A 23061-nucleotide genomic window follows, 5' to 3' on the forward strand; every position below is an offset into this window, starting at 1 on the left:
CGGCCTCCTCAGGCGACGGCGCGGGCGGGGACCTCGTCGCACCACACCTCGAAGCTGTCGAGGTTGGTGGGGCCGAACGAGGTGATCATCGGCACGTCCGCCGCGTCGCGCCCCCGGACCATGACGATCCGCCCAATGCGCGGCGCGTTGTAGCGGGCGTCGAAGGTGTACCAGCGCCCGCCCAGGAAGATCTCGGTCCAGGCGCAGAAGTCGCCCGGCCCCATGTCGGGCCAGTCGATGTCGCCCAGGTAGCCCGAGGCGTAGCGCGCCGGGATGTTGAGCGCGCGGGCATAGGCGATGACGAGGTGCGCGAAGTCCCGGCACACCGCCTTGCCCTCCTCGATGGAGGAGCGGGCCGTGCGGAAGGGCGAGGCGTCGCCGTAGTCGAAGATCAGCGACTCGTGGACGTGATCGCAGATCGCCTGCACCCGCGCCCATCCGGCGGGCACGGCCCCGAAGCGGTCCCAGGCCTCCTGCGAAAGGAGGTCGCTCTCGCAGTAGCGCGAGGGCAGCAGGAACGGCAGCACCTCGTCGGGCAGGTTCTCGACCGGATGCTGCACCGCGCCGGGGTCCATGTCGTCGGGGCGGCCTTCGTCGGTGGCAAGGCCGCTCCAGGTGAGCCGGAGACGCCCCGCCGGCATGACGAGCCGCCCGCGGAAGTTGCCGAACGTGTCGTGGAACCAGCGCACCGGCACGGCGGGATCGACGACGAGCGCATCGGCCGACAGGCGCGGAAGCTCGGTCGGATGCGGCGACAGCGCCAGGATCAGCGGCGTCGGCGCAGGCGACGAGAGGGTGATGTCGAAGGCGGCGCGGATCAACATGGGAACGGTCCTGTCGGCCAAAGGGGGCAGGCGCAGCCCCGCGCCGGGCACGGCCCGGCACGCGACGCATGACCCCTGAAACTCCGCTCCCATGCCTCCGGTTCCAGCGGAGGAACGTCGGGTTATGCCTCTCCGGACACGTTCCCGACACGTTCCCGCGCGGGGGCCCGCATGGGCGGAACCCGCCGGTTCGGAGAGAGTTCTCCCTTCAGCCCGTCCCAGACGGACATCCATCCCCATCGCCGGAGGCTTCCGTGCTCGACCCCATCGTGAACTTCTTCGCCAAGCTCCTCGACCTCGTCGCCCCGACCCCGCGCGAGTCCGATTACCTCGCCATCCCGATCCGCCGCGACGACCGGCGCGACGCTTCCCGCCGCTGAGGCCCGTCCGGGGCGCCCGGCCCCGACACCTCCCCTCCATTGGCATTCCCCATGAATCCGCTGACGCTCGTCCTGGCCATGCTGACGGCCACGGTCGTGACCGGCCCCATGCTGGTCGCGGCCTTCCTCCTGGGCCTTTACGGCTGGCCCCCGATCCTGCTGGCCTTTGGGCTTGGAGGCTTCGGTGCTTGGGCGCTGGCGCGCCGGATCGAGGAGGAGATCAAGCGGCAGGACCCAGCCTGGGACGAGCGGCGCGACCGCCCGCGCCAGTTGGTCCTGGTCCGGCCGCGCATCGACGACCATCCCGGCCGCGGACGCCCGGAGCCGCAGCGCTTCGATCCCAGCCGCCACTGGCGGCACTGATCCCACCATCCGATCCTGCGCCGGAAGCGGCGTCTTCCCTGGCTCTCCGGGGAACCGCTTGGCGCAGCGCGCGTTTGGCCCCCGTCACGACCTCGCGATCCGCATCCTTGGCGCGCCCGCCGCCGCGCCGCCGTTCCCTTCGGGAGCGGACGTATGTCGGACGCCCCTTAGAAGGAGACCCCGATGAGCGACACGAACATGAGCGACTCGACCGGCCAAGGCTCGTCCATGACGGGCGGGCTCTCGGACGCCGGGCGGCAGACCTATGAGCAGGTCAAGTCGAAGGCCATGGAGGCCATGCCCAAGATCACCGAGGCCGCCAAGTCGCAGGCCATGGAGCAGGCCGAAACCGCCAAGGACGCCCTCGCCTCGACGGGCGAGAGGCTCGCGCAGTCGCTCCGCAGCGGCGTGGAAGGCGGGGACGAGTCGATCCAGGCGCGGCTGATGGCGGCAGCGGCGGACACCGTGTCGGACTGGTCGAACCAGCTTCGCGGCCGCAGCTTCCAGGAGATCGTGGGGCAGGCCGAATCCTTCGCCCGCCGCAACCCTGGCGCCTTCGTGGCGGCCGCCGCTCTCGCGGGCTTCGCGCTGGCCCGCTTCGCCCGCGCCTCCGCGCCGTCCAAGTCCTACGGGTCCTCGGGCCTCGGCTCCTATGGCGCGGGTTCGTTCGGAGACAGCTCGATGGGTTCGGGCCTGGGTTCGGGCGGCAGCTTCGCCGGAACGGACTCCTATGGCGCTGGCACCGGGTCGGGCTACGGTTCAGGGCGGGCGGCCGGCTTGGTCAGCACGACCGGCATGAGCACGCATGACGACGATCTCGACGACGTGGGCTCCATCGCCGACGACGGCATGGGCGGCGGCAGCGCGACCACGGGCACAACCGGGGATGTCGGCACGGCAACGCCCAACTCCACGGGCGACCGGACCGGCTCCGGCTACGACAGGTAGGCCCCCATGAGCTTCGACGCCGATCCCCGACCCACGGGCTCGCTTCTGAGCGACGCCATCAACCAGCTCACCCGCCTCGTGCGGGGGGAGGTCGCGCTCGCCAAGGCCGAGGTGGCGCAGAACATCCGCAACGCCGGCATCGGCGTCGGGCTGCTCGTCGGCGCCGCCATCCTGGCCCTCGTGGCGCTTCACGTCCTGGCCGCCGCCCTGGTGGCGGCCCTGGCGCACTGGATCGGCCCCGGCTGGGCCGCGCTCCTCGTGGGCGTGGTGGTCCTGATCGTGGCCGTGATCCTCGCGCTCCGTGGCCTGAACGCGCTGAAACCCGAGAACCTGGCGCCCAGCCGCACCGTCCGCAGCGTGCAGGCCGACGCCCAAGCGATCAAGGAGAACGTTGGAAATGGCAACCACAAGTAACGACCCCCGCGAGATCGAGGCCGACCTCGACCGCGAGCGCGCGGCCCTGGCCAGCACGCTCGACACCCTGTCGGACCGCGTCTCGGTGGACAACCTCGCCAAGGAGGCGCTGGGGATGCTCAAGGGCCATGCCGGCACCGCGACCAGCACCATCGACCACGCGGTGCGGGCCAACCCCCTCGCCGTGGCGCTGATCGGCGCAGGGATCGCCTGGATGTTCCTCGGGCCCAAGGTGTCCTCCTCCAAGTCCTCCGACCAGTCCTCGGGCTATGGCGGCGGGCTGCGCCATGACGATGGCGGCTGGGCCGCCACAGGGTCGCGCTCGGCCGATTACGGTCGCGTGGGCTACGTGCCCTCGGACAACGACGACGACCACTCCTGGTCGCGCGAGGCCACGGGCCTGCGCGCCAAGGCCTCGGCCGCTCTCCAGAAGATCGAGCAGGAGGCCAAGCACTACTACGAGAGCCTGAAGAACGCGCTGCCCGGCTCCTCGTCCTCCTCGCAAGACCGCGACTTCGACGCGGAGCGCCAGTCGGTGATCTCGTCCTTCACGAACGATCTGCGGTCGCGCCTGTCCTCGGGCCTCGACAGCCTGCCCGAAGGGTCCCGCGAGAGGATCGTCGCCGCGCGCGAGAAGGCCTACGGCGCCATGCTTCGGGCCGAGAGGACAGGCCGCGACGTGGTCCGCGACCCGACCCGCGCGCTGGAGGAGCACCCGCTGGTGGCGGGCGCCGTGGCCTTCGCGCTGGGGGCGGCGGTGGCCGCGGTCCTGCCAGGCACGGAGGCCGAGAACCGCGCCTTCGGCTCGGAGCGCGACCGGCTGATGGGAGATGCCTCGCGGCTCCTGCGCGAGGAGCGTTCGCGTGCGATGCAACTCGCGGGATCGTTGGGACAGGAGGTCAAGGCCGCCGCCCAGGAGACCGTCGAGGCGGTGACCGACACCGTGACCAAGAAGGCCTCGGATGCGGCGAACCGCGTGGGCGACCGGGCCTCGCAGGAGTTTCGCAACGGCCAAGGCGCGTCGGCGCCGTCGATGGCTGGTCCGGGCGACCCCGTGATCGGCTGAAGCGGCCCCTTTCCGAACGACCAAGGCCCGGGGCGCGAGTTCCGGGTCTTTTCCGTTCCGGGCACCCGCGAACCAGCTCAGACCATCTCCTCTGGCACCAGCGGCACCGAGCGGGCGATCCGCTCGGCCGCGGCGATGTCGTAGGGCAGGACGAAGCCCTCGCGGCGCTCGGGCGGGAGGCGCGAGTTCCGCAGCGCCAGCCGCTGCCACAGGGCCACGGCCCGATCGGGATCGAGGTAGCGGGAATCGGCGTCGGCGGGCAGCCAGTAGCCCATCACCCTCTCGCGCAGGCGCTGCACGACCTTGGGCGCGGTCAGCAGCACCCCCGCCTCGGTGTCCCAGCGCAGGCTGCACCCGGTCAGGTTGGCCGAGGAGACAATGGCCGCATCGTCGAAGATCGACACCTTGGCGTGGATATGGACGATGGGCTCTCCGAGCAGCCGTTCCCGTCCGTTCCCTTCGTCGAAGGTCGTCGCGGCTATGGGTTCCGCCTCGGGGCCAGCGGCCTGCGGATCGCCGGTTCCGCCCGCCGCCTCGCGCCGGGGTTGCGCGGCGGCACCGACGAAGAGGCGCGGCCCGAACGCCTCTCCCAGGATGTGGAGGCAGCGGGCCTGCATATGCTTCCTGATGCGGGTGTCGATGCTCCAGGCCCGGCCAAAGGCGACGTCCTCGGGGGCGGCGGGAAGGATCAGGATGAGGCCCAGCTCCGGCCGCTCGCGCGCGGCGCGCGCGAGACGCCGCGCCAGGCGGGTGTCGCGGAAGAACTGTGTCTCCAGGTAGATCAAGCGCCGCGCCTTGGCCGCGAGCATCTCATGGGCGTCCAGGATTTCCTGCGTCACCGGCTCGGGCCCGAACCCAGCCCAGAGGCCGCCCCGGGGGCGCGACAGGGTCCGCAGGAGTCGGCGCTGCGGCGCGGGCGACGCCTGCCGGGCTGTGACGTGGCGGAACCGCTCCAGATGAGCCTGCGCTTCGGCGACGATCGGACCCTCGATCATGAGCTGGAGGCCCTGCCAGGTTCCCTCGCCGGGGCGGTCGTGGTCGGGGCTGTTCCATCGGCGGTCGTCGAGGTCGAGCCCGCCGATGTAGAGCCTGCGGCGGTCGAAGACGGCGAGCTTCTGATGGTGAGTCGCCGGATGCAGCATCGGCGGCCGAAAGGCCCGCGCCCGCACGCGCCCGTCCGGTCCCTGGGCCAGGAGCCCCGCGAGCCCCGGCATGTCCCGCAGCGCGGCCGCGCGCCGCGTCAGGTCGCGGGCGTTGAGCCAGCGGGCGGTGCGGGCGAGGCGGACCGCCGCCTGCGGCCAGAGCGCGGCGCGTGGCAGGAGGCCGGTCGTCGCCGGATGCAGGGCGGCGCGCACCCGCAGCCGACCGGGCGCTCCCGAGGCCTCGCCGGCGGCGACCATCTGGCGCAAGGAGGCCCAGGTCCCGCGATGCAGCGACGGCTGGGCGATGGGGTCGAAGTCGGCGATGGTGAGGTCGATCCGCACCCCGCGCCGCAGGGCATCGACGAGGAGGTCGAACCATGTGTCGCCCACGGCGCGTGCCTCGGGGCTGCGAAGGCGGGTGCGGGGGTCGAAGATACGGAACGAGGCCCAGATCTCGGCCTGGCTTTCCAGCACGGCGCGCTCGAAGGCCGGGAAGGCATCCGAGGCGGTCAGGAGTATGTCGGTCGTGGTGCGGTCCCGCACCAGCCCGGTGACGTGCTGCATGATCCTGCTCGTTATCCGAGAGACTAACGACTCGGATACACGGGAGTTCCTGACGTTTCGTTAGCCCCCGTGCCGCTGCTCCGCGCCTTCGAGCGCGTGGAGCGCGAACTCGATCCGAAGCGTGTAGCGCCCACCCTCGGCCCGCGTCTGCGCCTCGGCGCCCAACTGGCTCGCGAAGGCGGCCAGGAGTTGGCGGCCCAGCCCGGTCCCCTCGGGCTCGCCGGGATCGATGCCGTCCCGGGCGTCGTTGGAGATCGACAGTTCGGCCCGCCCCCCGCCCGTGGGCGCGAACCGCAGCCTGAGGCGGGGCCTGGACCCGCCTGGCTCGGGCTCGGCATACTTGATCGCGTTGGTGAGTCCCTCGGTCAGCAGGAGCGACAAAGGCACCGCCTGGTCGGGCGTGAGCGGGATGGGCGCGAAATCGGTGTCGATCTCGAAGCTCCGCCCCGGGGCCGAGGCCATGCCGACGATCTGCCGCGTGATGTCGCCCAGCAGCTCGTCCGCGCGCACGTCCGTGAGCCCGGAGGTCTGATACAGCTCCTTGTGGACGGTGGCGAGGCTCATCACCCGCTCCTGCAAGCCCTTCATCAGCGCCTTTGTCTCGGGCGAGCGGGCGCGGCGGCTTTGCATGTTCATGATCGAGGCGATGAGCTGGAGGTTGTTCTTAACCCGGTGGTGCACCTCGCGCAGGAGTACCTCGCGCTGGTGCACCGTGTCCTCGAGCTCGGCCTCGTCGTGGAGGATGGTGTCCGTCATGCGGATGAAGGCCTGCCCCACGTCCCGGATCTCGGAGGGAGCGCCCTCCATGTCGAGGTCGCCCACGACGCGGCTGCCCGAGGCGAAGCTGCCGATGGCGCGGCTCAGGCGGCGGATGTGGCGGGAGACCAGATGCTCGGTCGCGATCCAGGCGACGGCCAGGGAACCCAGATACATGAGCCCCGAGAGCAGGAAGGGCGTGGTCATGGACAGCGGCCCCAGCCGCACGGCCTCGCGCACGGGGAGCGAGCCCAGCGCGTAGAGCTCCCCCTCGACAACGGGGGCGAGGGCGTAGAACCGCACCTGCCCCGAGGCGGTGCGGGCCGCGAAGCTGGACCGGCCCGACGACGCCCAGCCGGCCAGGGCCACGCCCGCCGGCAGGATGGACGCCGCTTCCGCGAGGCCCGTGGAGGCGGTGAGGACCGTTCCCTCGCGATTGAACGTGACGAAGTCCGGCGCCTCGCCCAGGCCCGCCGCCACGTCCTCGGGCACTTCGTCGGCCAGGGCCGCGTGCGGCAGGGCCAAGGCAACGTAGCCCGCATAGCCCCCTTCCTCGGCCAGGACAGGATGGATGACGAGGAGCACCGATGTCCCCGAGACCGGCCCGCGCGGGTTGACCACCGTTCGGGGCCGCAGGTCGGCGACGATCGCCTCGAATATCGCGTTCCCGGCGTAGTCGTAGCTCGCGCCGCCCGAGGCGCAGGTCATCGCCCCGCTCAGGGGCACATAGCTCACCAGGGAATACTCGCCGCTCATGGAAGCCAGATGCGACATGGCGGCGTCGCAAGCGGCCTCGTCCCTCAGGAGAGGGCGAACCGTCTGCGCCAAGGCGGCGGCGGCGCCCTTGGCCTCGCGGATCAGGCCGGTGACCGGCGCGCTGACCCGAAGCGTCTCGCCCAGCAGGATCGCGGCGCGCTGGTCGCGGGCGGCGGGCGGCGTCCCGCCAAGCCCCGGCCTGAACGATGGAGATCGCCGCCAGCGGCAGAAGGGCCATGGCGAGGAGCGCCGCCATCCGAAAGCCAAGCCGCCGCAGCAGGGGCGGCCGGGACGCGACCGGGCGCGCGACCCCGGCCGGCGCGATTCCTGCGTCGTCGTCTGGCCGGGTGTCAGGCAGCGCGGACCCCGGACCGGCCCAGCACGGCCATCGTGGCCCCGTCCACGCCCGAGAGCAGCTCCTCGCCGTCCTCGAGGCCCAGCATCTCGGACAGCCGGGCGCGCGCCCGGTTGGCGCGGCTCTTCACGGTCCCCACGGCCACTCCCATCATCACCGACGCCTCTTCGTAGGCGAACCCCGAGGCCCCGACAAGGATGAGGACCTCGCGATGCTCGGGCGAGAGTTGGTCGAAGGCGCGACGGAAGTCCGCCAGGGCGAGGCGGCCGTCGTGACTCGGCTTCTCGCAGAGCGCGGCGGCATAGACGCCCTCAGGGTCGGCGACCTCGCGGCGGGTCTTGCGCTTGTCGGAGTAGAAGGTGTTCCGCAGGATGGTAAAGAGCCATGCGCGCAGGTTGGACCCGGGCTGGAACTTGTCCAGATTGGTCCAAGCCTTGACGATGGTGTCCTGCACAAGGTCGTCGGCGGCCGCGACGTTACGGGTGAGCGAGATGGCGAAGGCCCGCAACGCGCCCAGATGCTCGGGCAGCTCGTCGCGCGGGTCGCGCACGCCAATGGGCAGGACTCCCTCGGGTCGTCCGACGATGACGCCGGACCCGGGAATGCCCGAACCGGAGGCGCCCGAATCGGGTCGCGCGTCCTCGATGGGGGCGCCGCCCGAGGCGGAATCTTCAACGTGCACGACCGGGTTCGGCTTCGCGGCGGCCAAGTCCGGGAGCCCCGTGGCCTGGGATCCCTTCATTGGCCGGCCTCCTTGGCGCGAAGACGGGCGATCAGCTCCTTGAACCGATCGGGGATCTCCTCGCTCAACGCCTCCTCGTAGACGCGCTTCAGGTTCTCATCTATCTGTTGATGGAGCCTGCTTTTCCCCTTTGTTTCCGTCATTTCAACATACATGCCCAAGTCGGTCCCCGCACCCTGCCCTATATCCGTTCGGAACCGAACGCGCGAGGGCGGCGTTCGGTTCCAGGGAGATGGCCAGAGGGATCTTGGATGACATCGCACTTCGCTTCCGCCGTGGGAGCCAGCCTTCCGCATCTCCGTCGCTACGCCCGTGCGCTGACTGGCAGCCAGGGTGCCGGCGACGCCCTGGCCGCGCAGACGCTGGAGGCGTTGATCTCCGATCCGTCGGAGGCCATGCATGGCAGCCCGAAGATCGCGCTGTTCCGGGCCTTCCATCAGGTCTGGACCGGAGCGGGCACCCCGCTCGATGCGGCGCAGACCCGGCTGGAGGCCCGCGCCCAAGGCCATATGGCCCGCCTGACCCCCCTGACGCGGGAGGCGCTGCTCCTTCATGCCATCGAGGGGTTCCGGCCGCAGGAGATCGCGGCGGTCATGGCCGTCACCCCGGAGACGGCGGCGGACCTGGTGGAGACCGCCATTCGCGAGATGGAGGAATCGGTCGCCGGCCGGGTGATGATCATCGAGGACGAGGCGATCATCGCCATGGACATCTCGGCCATCGTCCGGGAGATGGGCCACCGCGTCACCGGCGTCGCCCGCACCCGGAACGAGGCCGTGCGGCTGGCGCGGGACACTCGGCCCGACCTCGTGCTCGCCGACATCCAGCTTGCCGACAACTCCTCGGGCATCGACGCGGTGAACGATATTCTGGCCGAGTTCCAGGATCTTCCCGTGATCTTCGTCACCGCCTTCCCCGAGCGGCTGCTCACCGGGACGCGGCCCGAGCCTGCGTTCCTCATCACCAAGCCCTATTCGGAGGAGCAGGTCCGGTCGGCCGTCAGCCAGGCGATGTTCTTTGCCTCGACCGAGACGCTGGCGGCCTGACCCCGGCGCCTCAGCCGATGGCAGCCAGCACCTCGGCCACCTGCTCGGCCGTGAAGGGACGGGTCAGGACGGGGAAGCCGAGGTCCGGCCCTCTCTCGGCGTCATCGCCCAGGAGGACGGCGCGGCCGCCCCGCTCCCTGACCAGCCGCGCCAACTCCGAGTTCGCGTAGGCGCGTGGCTCCCGGTCCACGAAGGCCACCGCGATCCGTTCCGGCGTGCCCAGCCGCTCCAGCGCTTCGGCCTCGCCGGTCCCGACGACCACCGAGGCGGCGGGCTCGAAGTCCCGGATCGCCATGGCGAGGTCCATGGCCACCACGGCCTGGGGGTGGACGATCAGGTAGGTCCGGCCATTCGTCGTCATGCGCTGCTCACCCTCTCCTTTTCCGGGTCGCGCGCTTGTGGAACCCCGGATCGGACGGCGCATTAAAGCACGACACGTCCTGCTTCGTTTTTCTGAATTGGTTCATGACGAAATGCTCACGATTCCGTGCAGGGCCTGTCCGTTGCGGACTCGGCCCCTCTTCGTGCAGATGACTCCCGACGAGGTGGCGTTCATGGAGTCGCTCAAGATCGACGAGGCTGTCGTCGAGCCCGGCGCGACGATCCAGATGGAGGGCAGCGCCAGCCCGCGCCTGTTCACCGTCTTGCAGGGCCAGGGCCTGCGCTACAAGACGCTGCCCAACGGACGGCGCCAGATCATCTGCTTCGTGTTCCCCGGCGACTTCCTGGGCCTTCAGGCCGCCCTCCTGGGCGAGATGCAGCATTCGGTCGAGGCGCGGACTCGGATGATGCTCTGCGTCTTCGACCAACGCCGGGTGGTCGAGGTCTTCGAGGAGCACCCGAGTCGCGCCCGCAGCTTGAGCGCCATCGCCGCCGTGGAGGGCGGCATCCTGGGCGAGACCCTGGCCTCGCTGGGCCAGCGCGACGCGGCGCAGCGGATCGCCTGGGCGCTGACGCGGGTCTGGAACCGGCTCGGGGCCATCGGGCTGGAGCGGGACGGGGCGGTGCCCCTGACCTTCCGCCAGCAGGACATGGCGGATTTCCTGGGCCTCTCGCTCGTGCACACGAACAAGACCCTCGCGCGGTTCCGCCAAGGCGGGCTCTGCGATTGGTCGGACGGGACTCTGCGGCTCCACGACCCCGAGGCGCTCGCCCGGCTCGCGCATGTGGAGCCGGCCCGTCCCGCGAAGCGGCACCTCATGTAGCGGCCGGTCCTTCCAAGAAGGCGAGGAGCCGGGCCTCGGCGGCGGAGAGACCCTTGACCGGCTCGGCCGGGGGCAGGTCGGGCGCCTGCTCCGCCATCCCGAGCACGGCGGGGTGGATGTAGGCCTGCTTGGCCACGGTCGGCGTGTTGTGGAGCCGCTGCGACGCCGCCTCGGCCAGCGCCTTGACCTTGGGCGCGTCCCCCTGCTCCAATCTCTCGAAGGCGGCGAGCGTGCCGGCCCAGGTGCGAAAGGTCTTGGCGGTGAAGGCGAGGCTGTCGTCGCCGTCCGCCTCGTCGAGATAGGCGTTGAGCTGGGTCGATGTCAGGCTGTGGACGTGCCCCATCTCGTCCACCCAGGTCAGCAGCTCGGCCCCCGGCAGGTCCGAGGCCTTCTCCAGCACCCGCAGGAGCCGCGAGTCCTTGAGCGAGCGGCGCACACGCTGGCCGCTCTTGGCCTTGAAGTCGAGCGCGATCTGCCCGTCCCGCAGCTTGACGTGCTTGTTCCTCAGCGTGAGGGCACCGTAGCTGCCGTTCTCCCGCGCGTACTCCTCGTTGCCCACGCGCAGGGACAGCCGGTCGATCAGCGTCACTGCCGCCGCAAGGGCGAAGCGGGGGTCGCCCGGCGGCGCGCGCAGGTCGCGGGCGACTCGCTCGCGGATGGCGGGCAAGGCTCGGCCGAAGTCCACCAGCCGGTCGAACTTGGTGCCCGAGCGGTGAGTGGACCAGTCCGGGTGGTAGCGATACTGCTTGCGCTCGCGCTGGTCGTAGCCGGTGGCTTGCAGGTGGCCGTGGGGCAGCGGGCACATCCAGACCCGCTCGTAGGCCGGGGGAACGCCCAGCTTCTCCAGCCGCTCCCGCTCGGCCCCCCGTTCGATGGTGGTGCCGTCGGGGCCGAGGTAGGTGAAGCCCTTGCCGCGCTTCAGCCGCCGGATGCCGGGCATGGCGTCGGTGACGTAGACCAGCCCCTCGGGCACCTCAACCGGCGCGGACTGGGCCGGGCCGTCGAGGAGCCCCTGCTCGATCGCCTCGATGACGCCCGTGTCCTTCACGCCTTTTCCACCTCCGAGGCGAGCTTGAGCACGCCGTCCCCGTCCTCCTGCTCGATGTAGAGCGCCGGGTCCTCTGGCGTGCCGTTGCGGGTGATCTCCGAGCCCTTGAGCTTGCGCATCACCTTGCGGTCGAACGTCTCCTTGACGGTCCCGGTGGCGCTGCCCGCGCCCCAGTGCCATCTCACCCTGTCGCCGACCTTGGCCATGCTCGCCTCCTGCGATCCCGGGGCAGGAACGCCCGGCCCCTGCCCCAAGGTTCCAACTCAGCCGGACGTGACGCGGTAGATTCCCCCCTGCGGGTCGTCGGTGATGACCACGAGAGATCCGTCGCCCAGCTCCTCCACGTCGCGGACGCGGCCCAGTTCCTGAAGCATCCGCTCCTCGCCGGCCACCCGGTCGTCCTGGATGTCCAGCCGCACGAGGCCGCTGCCCCGCAGCGCCGCGATCAGCAAGTCGCCCCGCCACTCGGGAAACAGGTCGCCCGCGTAGAAGTCGATGCCGCCCGGCGCGATGACCGGATCCCAGTAATAGACCGGCTCGACGAAACCCTCGGCGCGCGGCTCGCCCGAGCCCACGGCCGAGCCGTCGTAGTTGAGGCCGTAGCTCACCACCGGCCAGCCGTAATTGGCGCCGCGCTCGATCAGGTTCAGCTCGTCCCCGCCCAGCGGCCCCATCTCGGACACCCAGAGCCGCCCCTGGTCGTCCAGCGCCGCGCCTTGCACGTTGCGGTGGCCGAGCGTCCAGGTCTCGGGGCGGCCCCCTTCCACGAAGGGGTTGTCGGACAGCGCCTCGCCGTTGACGGTCAGACGGACGACCTTGCCCCAGGTGGTGCCGACGTCCTGCGCCCGCTCGCGTTCGGGGGCCTGCGAATGCTCGCCCGTGGTGACGTAGACAAGGCCGTCGCCCGCCGGGACGACGCGCGAGCCGTAGTGCATCGGGCTCTCCGAGGCGGGGGTCTGCACGAAGATGTCGCGCACCTCGGTCAGTTGCGTCCCGTCCTCGGACAGGGTGCCCCGCGCGGCGGCGGTGGCGACGAGGCCCTGCCCCATCGGCTTGGCATAGGTCCAGAACACCGTGCGGTCCTGCTGGAACTCCGGCGACACCGCCACGTCGAGCAGCCCGCCCTGCTCGCGCGGGTCCACCTCGGGCAGGCCGCCGATCGGCTCGGACAGCGTGCCATCCGCCATCACGAGGCGGAGCCGCCCCGGCTTCTCGGTGACGAGGAAGGTGCCGTCGGGCAGCGCGGCGATGCCCCAGGGATTTTCGAGCGGCCCGGCGAAGGGGGTGGCCCGGACGGCGGTTGCGGGAAGCTCGGGCGCGCGGGTCTGATTCTCGAAGGCGGGCTGGAAGGGCGCGTTCGGCGATCCCTGCTCCACGGCGGCGAGGGCGGGCAGCGGCAGCAGGGCGAGAGCGGAAAGGGCGGCGCGCATCGGGGTCTCCTGTCGTGGGGCCTGTTGCCGCCCAACGCCGTCAGGCTCGCCCCGCTTCCGTCACGCCGCTTCACGGAGCCGCGAGACGGCCCAGCGCGCCGCGTCGGCCACGGCCGCGTCCTGTGCGCCCAAGTGCGCCTGCGCGGCTGGCAGCAGCCCGGGGTCGCCCGAGTTGCCGATGGCGTAAAGCACGTTCCGCAGGAACCGCGCCCATCCGACACGCTTGACCGGGCTCCCCGCGAAGCGGGCGCGGAACCCCGCGTCATCCAGAGCGGCCAGGTCGGCGAGGCGTGGTGGCCCGTCCCCGCGCAGGTAGCGCGTCTCGGAGGCGGCGACGGCGAACTTGTTCCAGGGGCAGACGGCGAGGCAGTCGTCGCAACCGTAGATCCGGTTCCCGAGCGCAGCCCGGAACTCCTCGGGCACCGGCCCGCGATGCTCGATGGTCAGGTAGGAGATGCAGCGCCGCGCATCGAGCTGGTAAGGCGCGGGGAAGGCTCCGGTCGGACAGGCGTCGAGGCAGCGGCGGCACGAGCCGCAATGCAACACTTCGGGCGCGTCGGCGGGAAGCTCCATTGTCGTGAAGATCGCGCCGAGGAAGACCCAGTTGCCGAAGTCGCGCCCCAGCAGGTTCGTGTGCTTGCCCTGCCAGCCAAGCCCCGCCGCCTGGGCGAGCGGCTTCTCCATCACCGGCGCGGTGTCCACGAAGACCTTGCCTTCGTGGCCGGGCGCCTGTTCCAGCAGCCAGCGCAGCACGCGCTTGAGGCGCGGCTTCACCGTGTCGTGGTAGTCCTTGCCCTGAGCATAGACGCTGACCGCGCCCCGGTCGGGATGGGCCAGCACCTCCAGCGGATCGTGCAGGGGCGCGTAGCTGTCGGCGAGCATGACGACGCTGCGCGCCTCGGGCCAGAGCGCGGCGGGGTCGCCCCGCCAATGCGCCCGGTCGGCCATCCAGTCCAGTTGCCCGTGCCGCCCAGCGTGGAGGAAGGCCCGCAGCCGCTCCATCGCCTCGGGGATCGCGTCGGGCCGGCAGACGCCCATCGCGGCGAAGCCCGCTGCGCGCGCCTCCTCCGCCAGACGGTCCTTCAGCGCCGGCCCATCAACTTGGCGCAAATACGCCGGGGGAGGCGAAGCCGGGGGCGGAGCCCCCCTGCCCCGGTCAGAAGTCGAGGTCCGCATAATGCGAGGCCGGGCGGAACCCCGGCACGTTGTCGGCGAGGAGCGAGCGGAAGGCCGGGCGCGACTTGATCTTGGCGTACCAGTCCTTGACGGATTCGTACTTGTCCCAGGGCACGTCCGACACGTAGTCGAGGCACGAGAGCTGCGCCGCCGCCGCGAAGTCGGCGAGCGTCATGTCGTTCCCAGCGAGCCAGCGGCGCGTCTCCAGCAGGTGCGTCATGTAGCCCAGGTGATACTTGATGTCCCGGGAGCCGGACTTGACGGCGGCCGAGTCCGGCACGCCGCCGCCGCGCAGCTTCTTGAACACCCGCTCGCCCATCAGCTTGGCCGTCACCTCGCGGTGGAACTTGCCGTCGAACCAGGCGCAGAGCCGGCGCACCTCGTAGCGGCCCTCGGCGTCACGCGGCAGGAGCGGCGGGGTAGGCGCCGTCTCCTCCAGGTATTCGCAGATCGCCTGGCTGTCGGCGAGGTGGCGGCCGTTCATCCGCAGGACCGGCACCTGCCCCGCCGGGTTGCGGCGCAGGAACTCGATCCCCTGCTCCCAATAGCGTTCCTCGACCAGCTCCACCTCGATGCGCTTCTCGCCGAGCGCGAGGCGCACCTTCCGGGAGAAGGGGGAGAGCGGGTAGTGGTAGAGGCGGTTCATGGGGAGGTGGTCCGGCGGTTCGGGCGGGCCCCCGACCCATGCCCGAACCGCCCCTCGCGTTCAAGGGCGTCAGGGCGCCGCGCCCGTCTCGAAGCAGGCCGCGCGGCCGTCGGCGGCGATGGTCGCCGCGCCGTCAAGGATGCTCCGCGCCCGCGCCCGCAGCGCCTCGGTCGGGTCCGCCGGGTCGCGGTGCTTGGGGTCGGGCAGGATCGCCGCGAGCCGCGCCGCCTGCACGTCCGACAGGCCGGCGGCCGGGACGCCGAACCAGTGGTGCGCGGCGGCCTCCACGCCGAAGACGCCCTCGCCGAACTCAGCCACGTTGAGGTAGACCTCCAGGATGCGGCGCTTGGACCAGAAGGCCTCGACCACCGGCGTCAGCGCGGCCTCGATGGCCTTGCGCGCCCAGCTCCGGCCTTGCCAGAGATAGACGTTCTTGACGACCTGCTGGCTGATCGTGGAGGCGCCGCGCGCGCCGCCCTCGGCCGCCGCCAGCCGGATCGCCTGGAGGTCGAGGCCCCAGTGCGCGCAGAAGTTGGCGTCCTCGGCCGCCACGGCGGCGCGGGCCATGACCGGGGCGATGTCCTCCAGCGGAACCCAGGCGTGGTCCACGCCGCCGAGCCGCCGCCCCTCGCCCAGGATGGTGGGGGTGGTCGGCGGGTTCACCGCGCCGAAGAGCGCGACGAGGAGGAGGACCGCGGCCAGCGGCAGGAGCAGCAGGGACATGGGCCGGACCTTGCGCGGGGGCGGCGGGGCCGGGGCGCGCGGCTTGCGCGGGCGGGGCCTCGCCACGGCCTTGGACGGGGGCGCGTCATTGGGCACGACGACGAAGGTGGCGTCCTCCACCTCGCCGTCCTCGCCCGTCCGCGCCCTGCCCGACCCTCTTGCCATGGGCCATGACTGGCGGGGCCGGGCGGGGCGGTCAAGGGCGGCGGGGGCTTGCCGTCACGGCTGCGTGTGCGCGCCCGAGGGGTCGGTGGTCACGCTGGCCGGCGAGGTCGCCCCGCCCGGCGCGCCGCCCAGGGCCGGGGCGGGGGCACCCGAGGCGTCGGCGTCCACGGGCGGCGCGGGCGGAACCGGCGAGGCCGCCGCGCCAGGGGACAGGCGGTCGCGCAGGCGCTCCTCCAGGTCCTGCGGCAGGGAGGTCTGGATGATCCGCCCGCCGAGCGTCCCCAGGCGGTCGAGCGCGCGGTCGGCGGTGAACTTCCGCAGGAGCACCGCGAGCGCCGCGCCGCCGTTGTCGAGCGTGCCGCCCACCTCGCGCAGGAAGTCGTCGGGGATGCCGAGGTCGGTGAGCGAGCCCGACAGCGCCCCGGCCGCCGCCCCCGCCGCCGCGCCGAGCAGCGGGTTGAGGAACAGGAGCCCGATCATCGTGCCCCAGAGCGTGCCGCCCATCGCCCCGGCGGCGGTCAGGTTCATCGCCTGGTGGAGCTGGACCTGCCCGGTCCCGGAGCGGGTGACGACGACCACGTCCTCCATCTCGACCAGGTAGTCCTTCTGGAGCGCGACGAACTCGGCCCGGGCGCGGAGGGCGGCGGCCTCGTCGGGGAAGGCGATGATGATGAGATCGGACATGGCGCGTCTCCGTGGCTGGTTCCGGCAGGGACAACCGGGGAGGCGGGGGGAGGGTTCCGGTCGGGCGGCGTCGCGCCGGGCGGGGAGGTCCGTCAGGGGCTCTGCCCCTCGCCCCTTCGGGGCTTCACCCCGGGATACTTGGAGCCAAAGAAGGGGGGGTCTCGGACAGACTAAATCCCCGCGAGGCCTCCGGGTTCACTCCCAGGCTCGCGGGGACCAGGGGCGCGCGCGAGCGGGAGCACCGGCCGCCATTGGGCGGGCTGGGTCTCAGTGGCATCGAGGGAGAACGCCCGTGGGGCGCCTCGGTCTCCCTGGCCGGGTATCTGGCCGCTCCTGGCCCATCGCGTGTGTCCGTGCCCCTCCTTGCGGACGGGCGTCCCTTCGTCCTTGTCTCTCCTTTCCGCCCCCTGCCGTCGGGGCCGGCGTGTCCGCCCCTGGGGAGCGCCGGGCCGTGCGGACGAGGGCCGCTTGCGTGGGGTCGTGCGAGGGAGAGAATCGCACGCAGGCGTTAACGCCGCCTGACAGCAACGAACGCTCAGCCTCCGGTTCGCGCAACACCCCCGGCGAGGGAGGGGCGGCGGCGGCGCGCAAGACGCGCACCCTACGGGAGCCGAAGGAGCGGGGCGGGGGCGGACGGCCACGGGAGGGTGGAACCCCCTTACCATGCCTCGGGGTCCGCCCGGCGCGACGGGCGCATGGTGGGGTGGAACCCCACCCTGCGGGGTGGCGGGACGCGCGCCGGGGCCGCCTCTCGGGCCCTGGCCCTTCTTTGGCTCCAAATATCCCGGGGGGAGTCGCGCAGCGACGGGGGGCAGAGCCCCCCGGCGACGGTGACGAATCAGGCCGCACCCCGGCGATGGGGCGCGGCCTGGGACGGCCGGGGGGCCGGGGTCACTCGGCGGGGATGGCCTTTTCCTCGATCCAGAGCGGATGGGCGAGGTGGGGCAGCATCTCCTTGGGGCAGACCTGCACGAACTGGCCGAGCGCGGCCGCCCAGTCGGACAGGAGCTCGATGCCCCGGCGCGAGCCGGTCTCGGCCACGTGGCGCTCCACGAGGTTGCGGAGCTGGTCCTCCCACTGGGGGACGGAGACCGGGCAGGTCACGAGCGATTCGGGGTTGATGAGGCCCGAGGCCCGGCCCTGGGGGTCCCAGATGTAGGCCATGCCGCCGGTCATGCCCGCGCCGAAGTTCGCGCCGATCCGGCCCAGGATCACCGCGACGCCGCCGGTCATGTATTCGCAGCCGTTCGACCCGCAGCCCTCGACCACCACGCTCGCGCCCGAGTTGCGGACGGCGAAGCGCTCCCCGGCCCGCCCGGAGGCGAACAGGAAGCCGCCCGTCGCGCCGTAAAGGACGGTGTTGCCGATGATGGTGTTCTCGGCGGCGACCAGCGGCGAGGCCATGGCGGGGCGCACGACGATCGTGCCGCCCGACAGGCCCTTGCCCACGTAGTCGTTGGCCTCGCCCTGCACCTCGATCTTGAGGCCGGGCGCGGCGAAGGCGCCGAGGGACTGGCCCGCCGTGCCGGTCAGCTTGATCTGGAGGTGGTCGGGCTGGAGCGTGTTCCGCATCCCGAACCGCTGGACGATGTGGCTGCTGATGCGGGTGCCGATGGTGCGGTCGGTGTTCCGCACGGCATAGGCGAGCTGCATCTTCTCCCCGTCGGCGAGGAACCGCGCGGCGTCCGTCACGATCTGGGCGTCCAGCGTGTCGGGCACGGCGTTGCGGGGCTTGGCGCGGTCGTAGACCGTCGTCCGCGCCCCATCCACGGTGATGAGGAGCGGGTTGAGGTCGAGGTCGTCGAGGTGCTTGGAGCCGCGCGACACCTGGCTCAGGAGGTCGGCCCGGCCGATGATCTCGTCCAGGGACCGCGCGCCGATGGAGGCCAGGATCTCGCGCACCTCCTGGGCGTAGAAGGTGATGAGGTTCACCACCTTGTCCGCCGTGCCGGTGAACTTGGCGCGCAGCGCCTCGTTCTGGGTGCAGACACCCACCGGGCAGGTGTTCGACTGGCATTGCCGGACCATGATGCAGCCCATGGCGATCAGGGCGGCGGTGCCGATGCCGTATTCCTCGGCCCCCATCATCGCGGCCATGACGATGTCACGGCCCGTCCGCAGGCCGCCGTCCGTCCGCAGCGTGACGCGCGAGCGGAGGTTGTTCATCGACAGGACCTGATGCGCCTCGGTGAGGCCCATCTCCCACGGGAGGCCCGCATACTTGATGGAGGTCGCGGGGCTGGCGCCGGTGCCGCCGTTGTGGCCGCTGATGAGGATCACGTCGGCCTTGGCCTTGGCGACGCCCGCCGCGATGGTGCCGACGCCCGAGGACGACACCAGCTTCACGCAGACCTTGGCGCGCGGGTTGATCTGCTTGAGGTCGTAGATGAGCTGGGCGAGGTCCTCGATCGAGTAGATGTCGTGATGCGGCGGCGGCGAGATGAGCGTCACGCCGGGCGTCGAATGGCGCAGGCGGGCGATGAGGGCCGTGACCTTCATGCCGGGAAGCTGGCCGCCCTCGCCGGGCTTGGCGCCCTGGGCGACCTTGATCTCCAGCTCCTCGCAGGCGTTGAGGTACTCGGCGGTGACGCCGAAGCGGCCCGACGCCACCTGCTTGATCTTGGCGGACGGGTTGTCGCCGTTGGATTCGGGGTGGAAATGCGCCGGGTCCTCGCCGCCCTCGCCCGAGTCGGACTTGGCGCCGATGCGGTTCATGGCGACGTTGAGGGTCTTGTGCGCCTCGGGCGACAGCGCGCCGAGCGACATCCCCGGCGTCACGAAGCGCTTGCGGATGGCGGTGATGGATTCGACCTGCTCGATGGGGATGGGGCTCCCCAGCGGCTTGATCGCCAGCAGGTCCCGCAGGTGGATCGGCGGGTTGGCCTGCATGACCTTGGCGTATTGCTGCCAGAGTTCATAGCTGGCGCGGTCGCAGGCCGATTGCAGCATGTGCATCGTGGTGGCTTCCCAGGCGTGCTTCTCGCCGGACCGCCGCGCCTTGTAGAAGCCGCCGATGGGGAGGATGCCAGAGAACGTTCCCTGGGGGCCGTGCCAGCCCTTGGCGTGGACCTCCTCCAGCTTCTTCTGGATGCCGATGACGCCGATGCCGGAGATGCGCGAGTGCATCCCGGGGAAGTATTCGGCGCACATGGCGCGGGACAGGCCCACCGCCTCGAAGTTGAGGCCGCCCCGGTAGGAGGAGATCACCGAGATGCCCATCTTGGACATGATCTTGAGGAGGCCCGCGTCGATGGCCGCGCGGTAGCGGCGCATCGCGTCGGTCAGCGTGCCGTCGAGGAGGCCGCGCTCGATCCGGTCGGCGATGGAGTCCTGCGCGAGGTAGGCGTTCACCGTGGTCGCGCCCGAGGAGATCAGCACCGCGAAGTAGTGCGGGTCGATGCATTCGGCCGAGCGGACGTTGACGGAGGTGAAGGTCCGCAGGCCCTTGCGGGTGAGCCAGCTATGCACGGCGCTGGTGGCGAGGATCATGGGCATCGGCACCTTGGCCGGGCCCTGATGCTCGTCGGTCAGGACGATATGGGCGGCGCCGGAGCGCACCGCGTCCTCGGCTTCGGCGCGGATGCGTTCGAGGCCGGCGCGCAGCGCGTCGGGGCCGGTCTGGAAGGTGCAGTCGATCATCGCCACCGGGCCGCCGAACTGGCGCACCATCACGTCGAACTCGGCGTTGGCGATGAAGGGGGATTCGAGGACCAGGATCTCGGTCTGGGCCGAGGATTCGTCCAGCACGTTCTTGAGGTTGCCGAAGCGGGTCTTGAGCGACATGACCCGGCCCTCGCGCAGGCTGTCGATGGGCGGGTTCGTGACCTGGGAGAAGTTCTGGCGGAAGTAGTGCGAGAGCGGCCGATACTGTGCGGACAGCACGGCGGCGGGGGTGTCGTCGCCCATCGAGGCGATCAGCTCCTTGCCGTCCTCGGCCATGGGGGCGAGGACCTGCTCCAGCTCCTCGACCGAGTAGCCGGCGGCGATCTGGCGGCGGCGCAGCTCCTCGCCGGTGAACAGCGGCTGCTCGGGCACGTCGCGGAGCATGGCGTTAAGGTCCACGACCTTCTCGACCCACTGGCCGAAGGGCTGGGAGGCGGCGAGCTTGTCCTTGATCTCGGCGTCGTGGAAGAGGCGGCCCTCCTCCATGTCCACGGCGATCATCTGGCCGGGGCCGAGGGCGCCCTTCTCCACCACGTTGCGCTCCTCGACGGGGACCATGCCCGCCTCGGAGCCGGCGACGAGGAGGCCGTCGCTGGTCACGACGTAGCGCAGCGGACGCAACCCGTTGCGGTCGAGGCCGCCGCAGACCCAGCGCCCGTCGGTCATGGCAAGGGCGGCGGGGCCGTCCCAGGGCTCCATGATGGCGTTGCAGTAGGCATACATGTCGGCCCAGGGCTTGGGGAGGTCCTGGGTCATCTTGGACCAGGCCTCGGGGACCATGATGGTCTTGGCCATGGGGGCGGAGCGGCCGGCGCGCACCAGCACCTCGAACACGGCATCGAGCGCCCCCGAATCGGAGGTGCCCGAGGGGATGATCGGCTTGATGTCCTCGGCCATGTCGCCGAAGGCGTCGGAGCTCATGCGGATCTCGTGGCTCCGCATCCAGTTCACGTTGCCCTTGAGCGTGTTGATCTCGCCGTTGTGCGCCAGCATCCGGAAGGGCTGGGCGAGCGCCCATTGCGGGAAGGTGTTCGTGGAATAGCGCTGGTGGAAGATGGCGAAGGCGCTCTCGAACCGTTCGTCCAGGAGGTCGGGGTAGAAGGTGGCGACCTGCTCGGCCAGCATCATGCCCTTGTAGATGATGGAGCGACAGGAGAGGGACGCGAGGTAGAGCCCGGCGATCTGCGCGGCGACGGCGGCCTTCTCGATCCGGCGGCGGATGACGTAAAGCTCGCGCTCGAACTCCTCCTGGGACAGGTCCTTCTCGCAGCGGATGAGGATCTGCTCGATCTCGGGGCGGGTGGCGTTGGCCTTCTCGCCCAGCACCGAGATGTCCACGGGGACGTGCCGCCAGCCGTAGATGTAGTGGCCCATCCGCAGGACTTCGGACTCCACGATGGTCCGGCACCGCTCCTGCGCGCCGAAGTCGGTGCGGGGCAGGAAGACCTGGCCCACGGCCACCAGCTTGTCCATCGCGGGCTCGTGCCCGGTGCGGCGGATCTGGTCGTAGAAGAAGCGGACGGGGATCTGGACATGGATGCCCGCGCCGTCGCCGGTCTTGCCGTCGGCGTCCACCGCGCCCCGGTGCCACACGGCCTGAAGGGCCTGGATGCCCTTCTCCACCACCCCGCGCGAGGGCTGGCCGTTGATGGCGACCACGAGGCCCACGCCGCAGGAGGCGTGCTCGTCGTCGGCCTTGTAGAGGCTGTTCTCGGCCATCCAGGCGCGCTTGGCCTCCTCGGCCTTGACCCAGGATTCGTCATAGATGGTCATGGCGCGTCTCCTTCCACGGAGGGATTGTCTTGCTCGTATTGCTCCCGCGTCTTGCGGGGATGGTCGCCGGACAGGCGGGCACAGGCCATGGCGCGGTCGATGTAGATCTCGCTCCGCAGCGGCCAGTCCTTCGCCTCGTCGAAGAGGCCGGGCATCAGCTCGTAGTCGGTGGGCTCCTCGCCCTCCTCGACGTCGCAGAACCAGATATGCGAGCCGCAGGTGGCGCAGAAGGCGCGTTCCGCGAAGGGGGAGGAGCGGAACCGCGTCACCGGCCCCTCGACGGTCACGTCATGGGCGGTGAAGCAAAGGAACAGGCCACCCGACCAGCGCTGGCACATCCGGCAATGGCAGGCGCCGACGCAGGATTCGTGGGGGCCGCTCACGGTGACGGTGACGGCGCGGCAGAGGCAGTGGCCCTGGATCATCCGCGCGCCTCCGGAAGGAGGCCCAGCGAGGACATGGTCGCGCCGCAGCCGTATTTGGGGTTGACCGACAGGAAGCCGCGCTCGCCGGGCTGGACGAACTCCTTGGGGGTGTCGTCCTGCTCGCTCACCTCGTCGGCGACGACGCTGCTGCTGCGGCCGGACAGGAACATCCGCCAGTCGCGGCTGACGAACTCGTTGCCCGCGCCGCGCCAGAGCTCCTGGCCGTCGGCGCCGTAGGCGGTGATCCGGTATTCCGTGCGGTCCAGCGTCACGCCGTCGATCGTCACCGTCTCGCCCAGGAGGCGGTCGCTGCCGACGTAGCGGGTCTCGCCGATCTCCTGAGATTCGGTGGTGAAGTCGAAGCTGTCCTCGCCGTTGGCGAGGAGGTCGTCGAAGCTCGCCGGGTCGGCGGGGTCGGGGGACAGCCGCTCGCTGTGGCCGGTCATCGTGTGGAAGGATTCGACCCACTGGGTCTGGGCGTCGATGGCGCCGAAGTAGGTGATCCCCTCCTCGTCCATGTCCACGCGGCGCTGCCAGCCCTCGGGGTCCCGCTCGCAGGTGAAGTGGTGCGAGACGGTGCAGGAGGACATCTGCACGGTGAGGTAGGCGGTGCAGCCCTCGGGCGGCTGGAAGGTGCGGCTGTCGCGGGGCGCGTCCTGCGCAAAGGCCGGGGCGGCGAGGAGGAGGAGCGGCAGGAGGGCGAGGCGGCGCATGGGGGGTCCTTCGTGGGATGGGACCGGGCGAGGGTCGCCCGGCCGGTCCTTCGT

At 71.2% G+C, this 23061-nt stretch carries 23 protein-coding genes; 7 read left to right on the top strand and 16 right to left on the bottom strand.

Annotation, left to right across the window (positions count from 1 at the left end; translation table 11 throughout):
* Positions 1-8: 8 nt before the first annotated feature.
* A complete protein-coding gene (locus J2Z33_RS11235; protein ID WP_209840886.1) occupies positions 9-824 on the bottom strand; it encodes a transglutaminase-like domain-containing protein in 816 nt (271 codons plus the stop codon).
* A 254-nt stretch (positions 825-1078) separates the two neighbouring features.
* Between J2Z33_RS11235 and J2Z33_RS18710 the strand changes: the two genes are divergently transcribed.
* The 5 genes from J2Z33_RS18710 to J2Z33_RS11255 all read left to right on the top strand — a co-directional run bounded on the left by J2Z33_RS18710 (position 1079) and on the right by J2Z33_RS11255 (position 3995).
* The gene (locus J2Z33_RS18710) at positions 1079-1204 is read left to right on the top strand and encodes a hypothetical protein (protein ID WP_280922904.1); all 126 of its coding nucleotides are present in this window, start codon (positions 1079-1081) and stop codon (positions 1202-1204) included.
* A gap of 51 nt (positions 1205-1255) precedes the next feature.
* The gene (locus J2Z33_RS11240; protein WP_209840889.1) at positions 1256-1567 is read left to right on the top strand and encodes a hypothetical protein; all 312 of its coding nucleotides are present in this window, start codon (positions 1256-1258) and stop codon (positions 1565-1567) included.
* 183 nt (positions 1568-1750) lie between these two features.
* Positions 1751-2515, top strand: a complete 765-nt coding sequence (locus J2Z33_RS11245) for a hypothetical protein (RefSeq protein ID WP_209840892.1) — start codon at positions 1751-1753, stop codon at positions 2513-2515.
* A 6-nt stretch (positions 2516-2521) separates the two neighbouring features.
* Complete coding sequence (locus tag J2Z33_RS11250) at positions 2522-2929, top strand: phage holin family protein (protein ID WP_209840895.1); 408 nt, start codon at positions 2522-2524, stop codon at positions 2927-2929.
* Positions 2913-3995, top strand: coding sequence for a DUF3618 domain-containing protein (locus J2Z33_RS11255; protein ID WP_209840898.1), 1083 nt, complete (start codon positions 2913-2915; stop codon positions 3993-3995). Before J2Z33_RS11250 ends, J2Z33_RS11255 begins: the two co-directional genes overlap by 17 nt.
* 77 nt (positions 3996-4072) lie before the next feature.
* On the opposite strand, the gene J2Z33_RS11260 is transcribed toward J2Z33_RS11255, so the two are convergent.
* The 4 genes from J2Z33_RS11260 to J2Z33_RS11275 all read right to left on the bottom strand — a co-directional run bounded on the left by J2Z33_RS11260 (position 4073) and on the right by J2Z33_RS11275 (position 8465).
* Complete coding sequence (locus tag J2Z33_RS11260; protein WP_209840902.1) at positions 4073-5701, bottom strand: phospholipase D-like domain-containing protein; 1629 nt, start codon at positions 5699-5701, stop codon at positions 4073-4075.
* A gap of 60 nt (positions 5702-5761) precedes the next feature.
* The gene (locus J2Z33_RS11265) at positions 5762-7480 is read right to left on the bottom strand and encodes a sensor histidine kinase (protein WP_209840905.1); all 1719 of its coding nucleotides are present in this window, start codon (positions 7478-7480) and stop codon (positions 5762-5764) included.
* Positions 7481-7563: 83 nt separating this feature from the next.
* Positions 7564-8130 (bottom strand): RNA polymerase sigma factor, encoded by a 567-nt coding sequence (locus J2Z33_RS11270; RefSeq protein WP_245218801.1) that lies wholly within the window; start codon positions 8128-8130, stop codon positions 7564-7566.
* Positions 8131-8306: 176 nt separating this feature from the next.
* Positions 8307-8465 (bottom strand): NepR family anti-sigma factor, encoded by a 159-nt coding sequence (locus J2Z33_RS11275; RefSeq protein WP_245218790.1) that lies wholly within the window; start codon positions 8463-8465, stop codon positions 8307-8309.
* Between the two features lie 96 nt (positions 8466-8561).
* Here J2Z33_RS11275 and J2Z33_RS11280 point away from each other — a divergent pair, with 96 nt between their 5' ends.
* Positions 8562-9356, top strand: a complete 795-nt coding sequence (locus J2Z33_RS11280; RefSeq protein WP_209840908.1) for a response regulator — start codon at positions 8562-8564, stop codon at positions 9354-9356.
* A gap of 10 nt (positions 9357-9366) precedes the next feature.
* On the opposite strand, the gene J2Z33_RS11285 is transcribed toward J2Z33_RS11280, so the two are convergent.
* On the bottom strand, positions 9367-9717 hold the full coding sequence (locus tag J2Z33_RS11285) for a response regulator (protein ID WP_209840911.1): 351 nt from the start codon (positions 9715-9717) through the stop codon (positions 9367-9369).
* Between the two features lie 112 nt (positions 9718-9829).
* Here J2Z33_RS11285 and J2Z33_RS11290 point away from each other — a divergent pair, with 112 nt between their 5' ends.
* The gene (locus tag J2Z33_RS11290; RefSeq protein ID WP_209840914.1) at positions 9830-10561 is read left to right on the top strand and encodes a Crp/Fnr family transcriptional regulator; all 732 of its coding nucleotides are present in this window, start codon (positions 9830-9832) and stop codon (positions 10559-10561) included.
* On the opposite strand, the gene J2Z33_RS11295 is transcribed toward J2Z33_RS11290, so the two are convergent.
* The 10 genes from J2Z33_RS11295 to J2Z33_RS11340 form a co-directional block, all read right to left on the bottom strand.
* A complete protein-coding gene (locus J2Z33_RS11295; protein ID WP_209841185.1) occupies positions 10554-11501 on the bottom strand; it encodes a DNA topoisomerase IB in 948 nt (315 codons plus the stop codon). The genes J2Z33_RS11290 and J2Z33_RS11295 overlap by 8 nt on opposite strands.
* A gap of 104 nt (positions 11502-11605) precedes the next feature.
* On the bottom strand, positions 11606-11815 hold the full coding sequence (locus J2Z33_RS11300; protein ID WP_209840916.1) for a hypervirulence associated TUDOR domain-containing protein: 210 nt from the start codon (positions 11813-11815) through the stop codon (positions 11606-11608).
* 57 nt (positions 11816-11872) lie between these two features.
* Positions 11873-13039, bottom strand: a complete 1167-nt coding sequence (locus J2Z33_RS11305; protein ID WP_209840920.1) for a PQQ-dependent sugar dehydrogenase — start codon at positions 13037-13039, stop codon at positions 11873-11875.
* Between the two features lie 60 nt (positions 13040-13099).
* Positions 13100-14149, bottom strand: a complete 1050-nt coding sequence (gene queG / locus J2Z33_RS11310; RefSeq protein WP_280922905.1) for a tRNA epoxyqueuosine(34) reductase QueG — start codon at positions 14147-14149, stop codon at positions 13100-13102.
* Between the two features lie 46 nt (positions 14150-14195).
* Complete coding sequence (gene fzlA / locus J2Z33_RS11315; RefSeq protein ID WP_209840926.1) at positions 14196-14861, bottom strand: FtsZ-binding protein FzlA; 666 nt, start codon at positions 14859-14861, stop codon at positions 14196-14198.
* Positions 14862-14930: 69 nt separating this feature from the next.
* On the bottom strand, positions 14931-15584 hold the full coding sequence (gene mtgA, locus J2Z33_RS11320) for a monofunctional biosynthetic peptidoglycan transglycosylase (protein ID WP_209841187.1): 654 nt from the start codon (positions 15582-15584) through the stop codon (positions 14931-14933).
* A 219-nt stretch (positions 15585-15803) separates the two neighbouring features.
* The gene (locus J2Z33_RS11325) at positions 15804-16433 is read right to left on the bottom strand and encodes a DUF1269 domain-containing protein (protein WP_209840929.1); all 630 of its coding nucleotides are present in this window, start codon (positions 16431-16433) and stop codon (positions 15804-15806) included.
* Positions 16434-17324: 891 nt separating this feature from the next.
* Entirely contained in the window at positions 17325-21869 is a 4545-nt protein-coding gene (gltB, locus tag J2Z33_RS11330) for a glutamate synthase large subunit (RefSeq protein WP_209840931.1), read from the bottom strand.
* Positions 21866-22294: a GFA family protein gene (locus J2Z33_RS11335; RefSeq protein WP_209840934.1), complete on the bottom strand. Its 429-nt coding sequence runs from the start codon at positions 22292-22294 to the stop codon at positions 21866-21868. The genes gltB and J2Z33_RS11335 overlap by 4 nt, the downstream gene beginning before the upstream one ends.
* Positions 22291-23007 carry a hypothetical protein gene (locus J2Z33_RS11340; RefSeq protein WP_209840937.1) on the bottom strand — a complete coding sequence of 239 codons (717 nt, stop codon included), beginning with the start codon at positions 23005-23007 and terminating at the stop codon, positions 22291-22293. The genes J2Z33_RS11335 and J2Z33_RS11340 overlap by 4 nt, the downstream gene beginning before the upstream one ends.
* Between the last annotated feature and the right edge of the window lie 54 nt (positions 23008-23061).

Origin of the sequence: Rubellimicrobium aerolatum (assembly GCF_017872975.1) — a bacterium.
In the GTDB taxonomy this organism is placed as follows: Bacteria; Pseudomonadota; Alphaproteobacteria; order Rhodobacterales; family Rhodobacteraceae; genus Rubellimicrobium; species Rubellimicrobium aerolatum.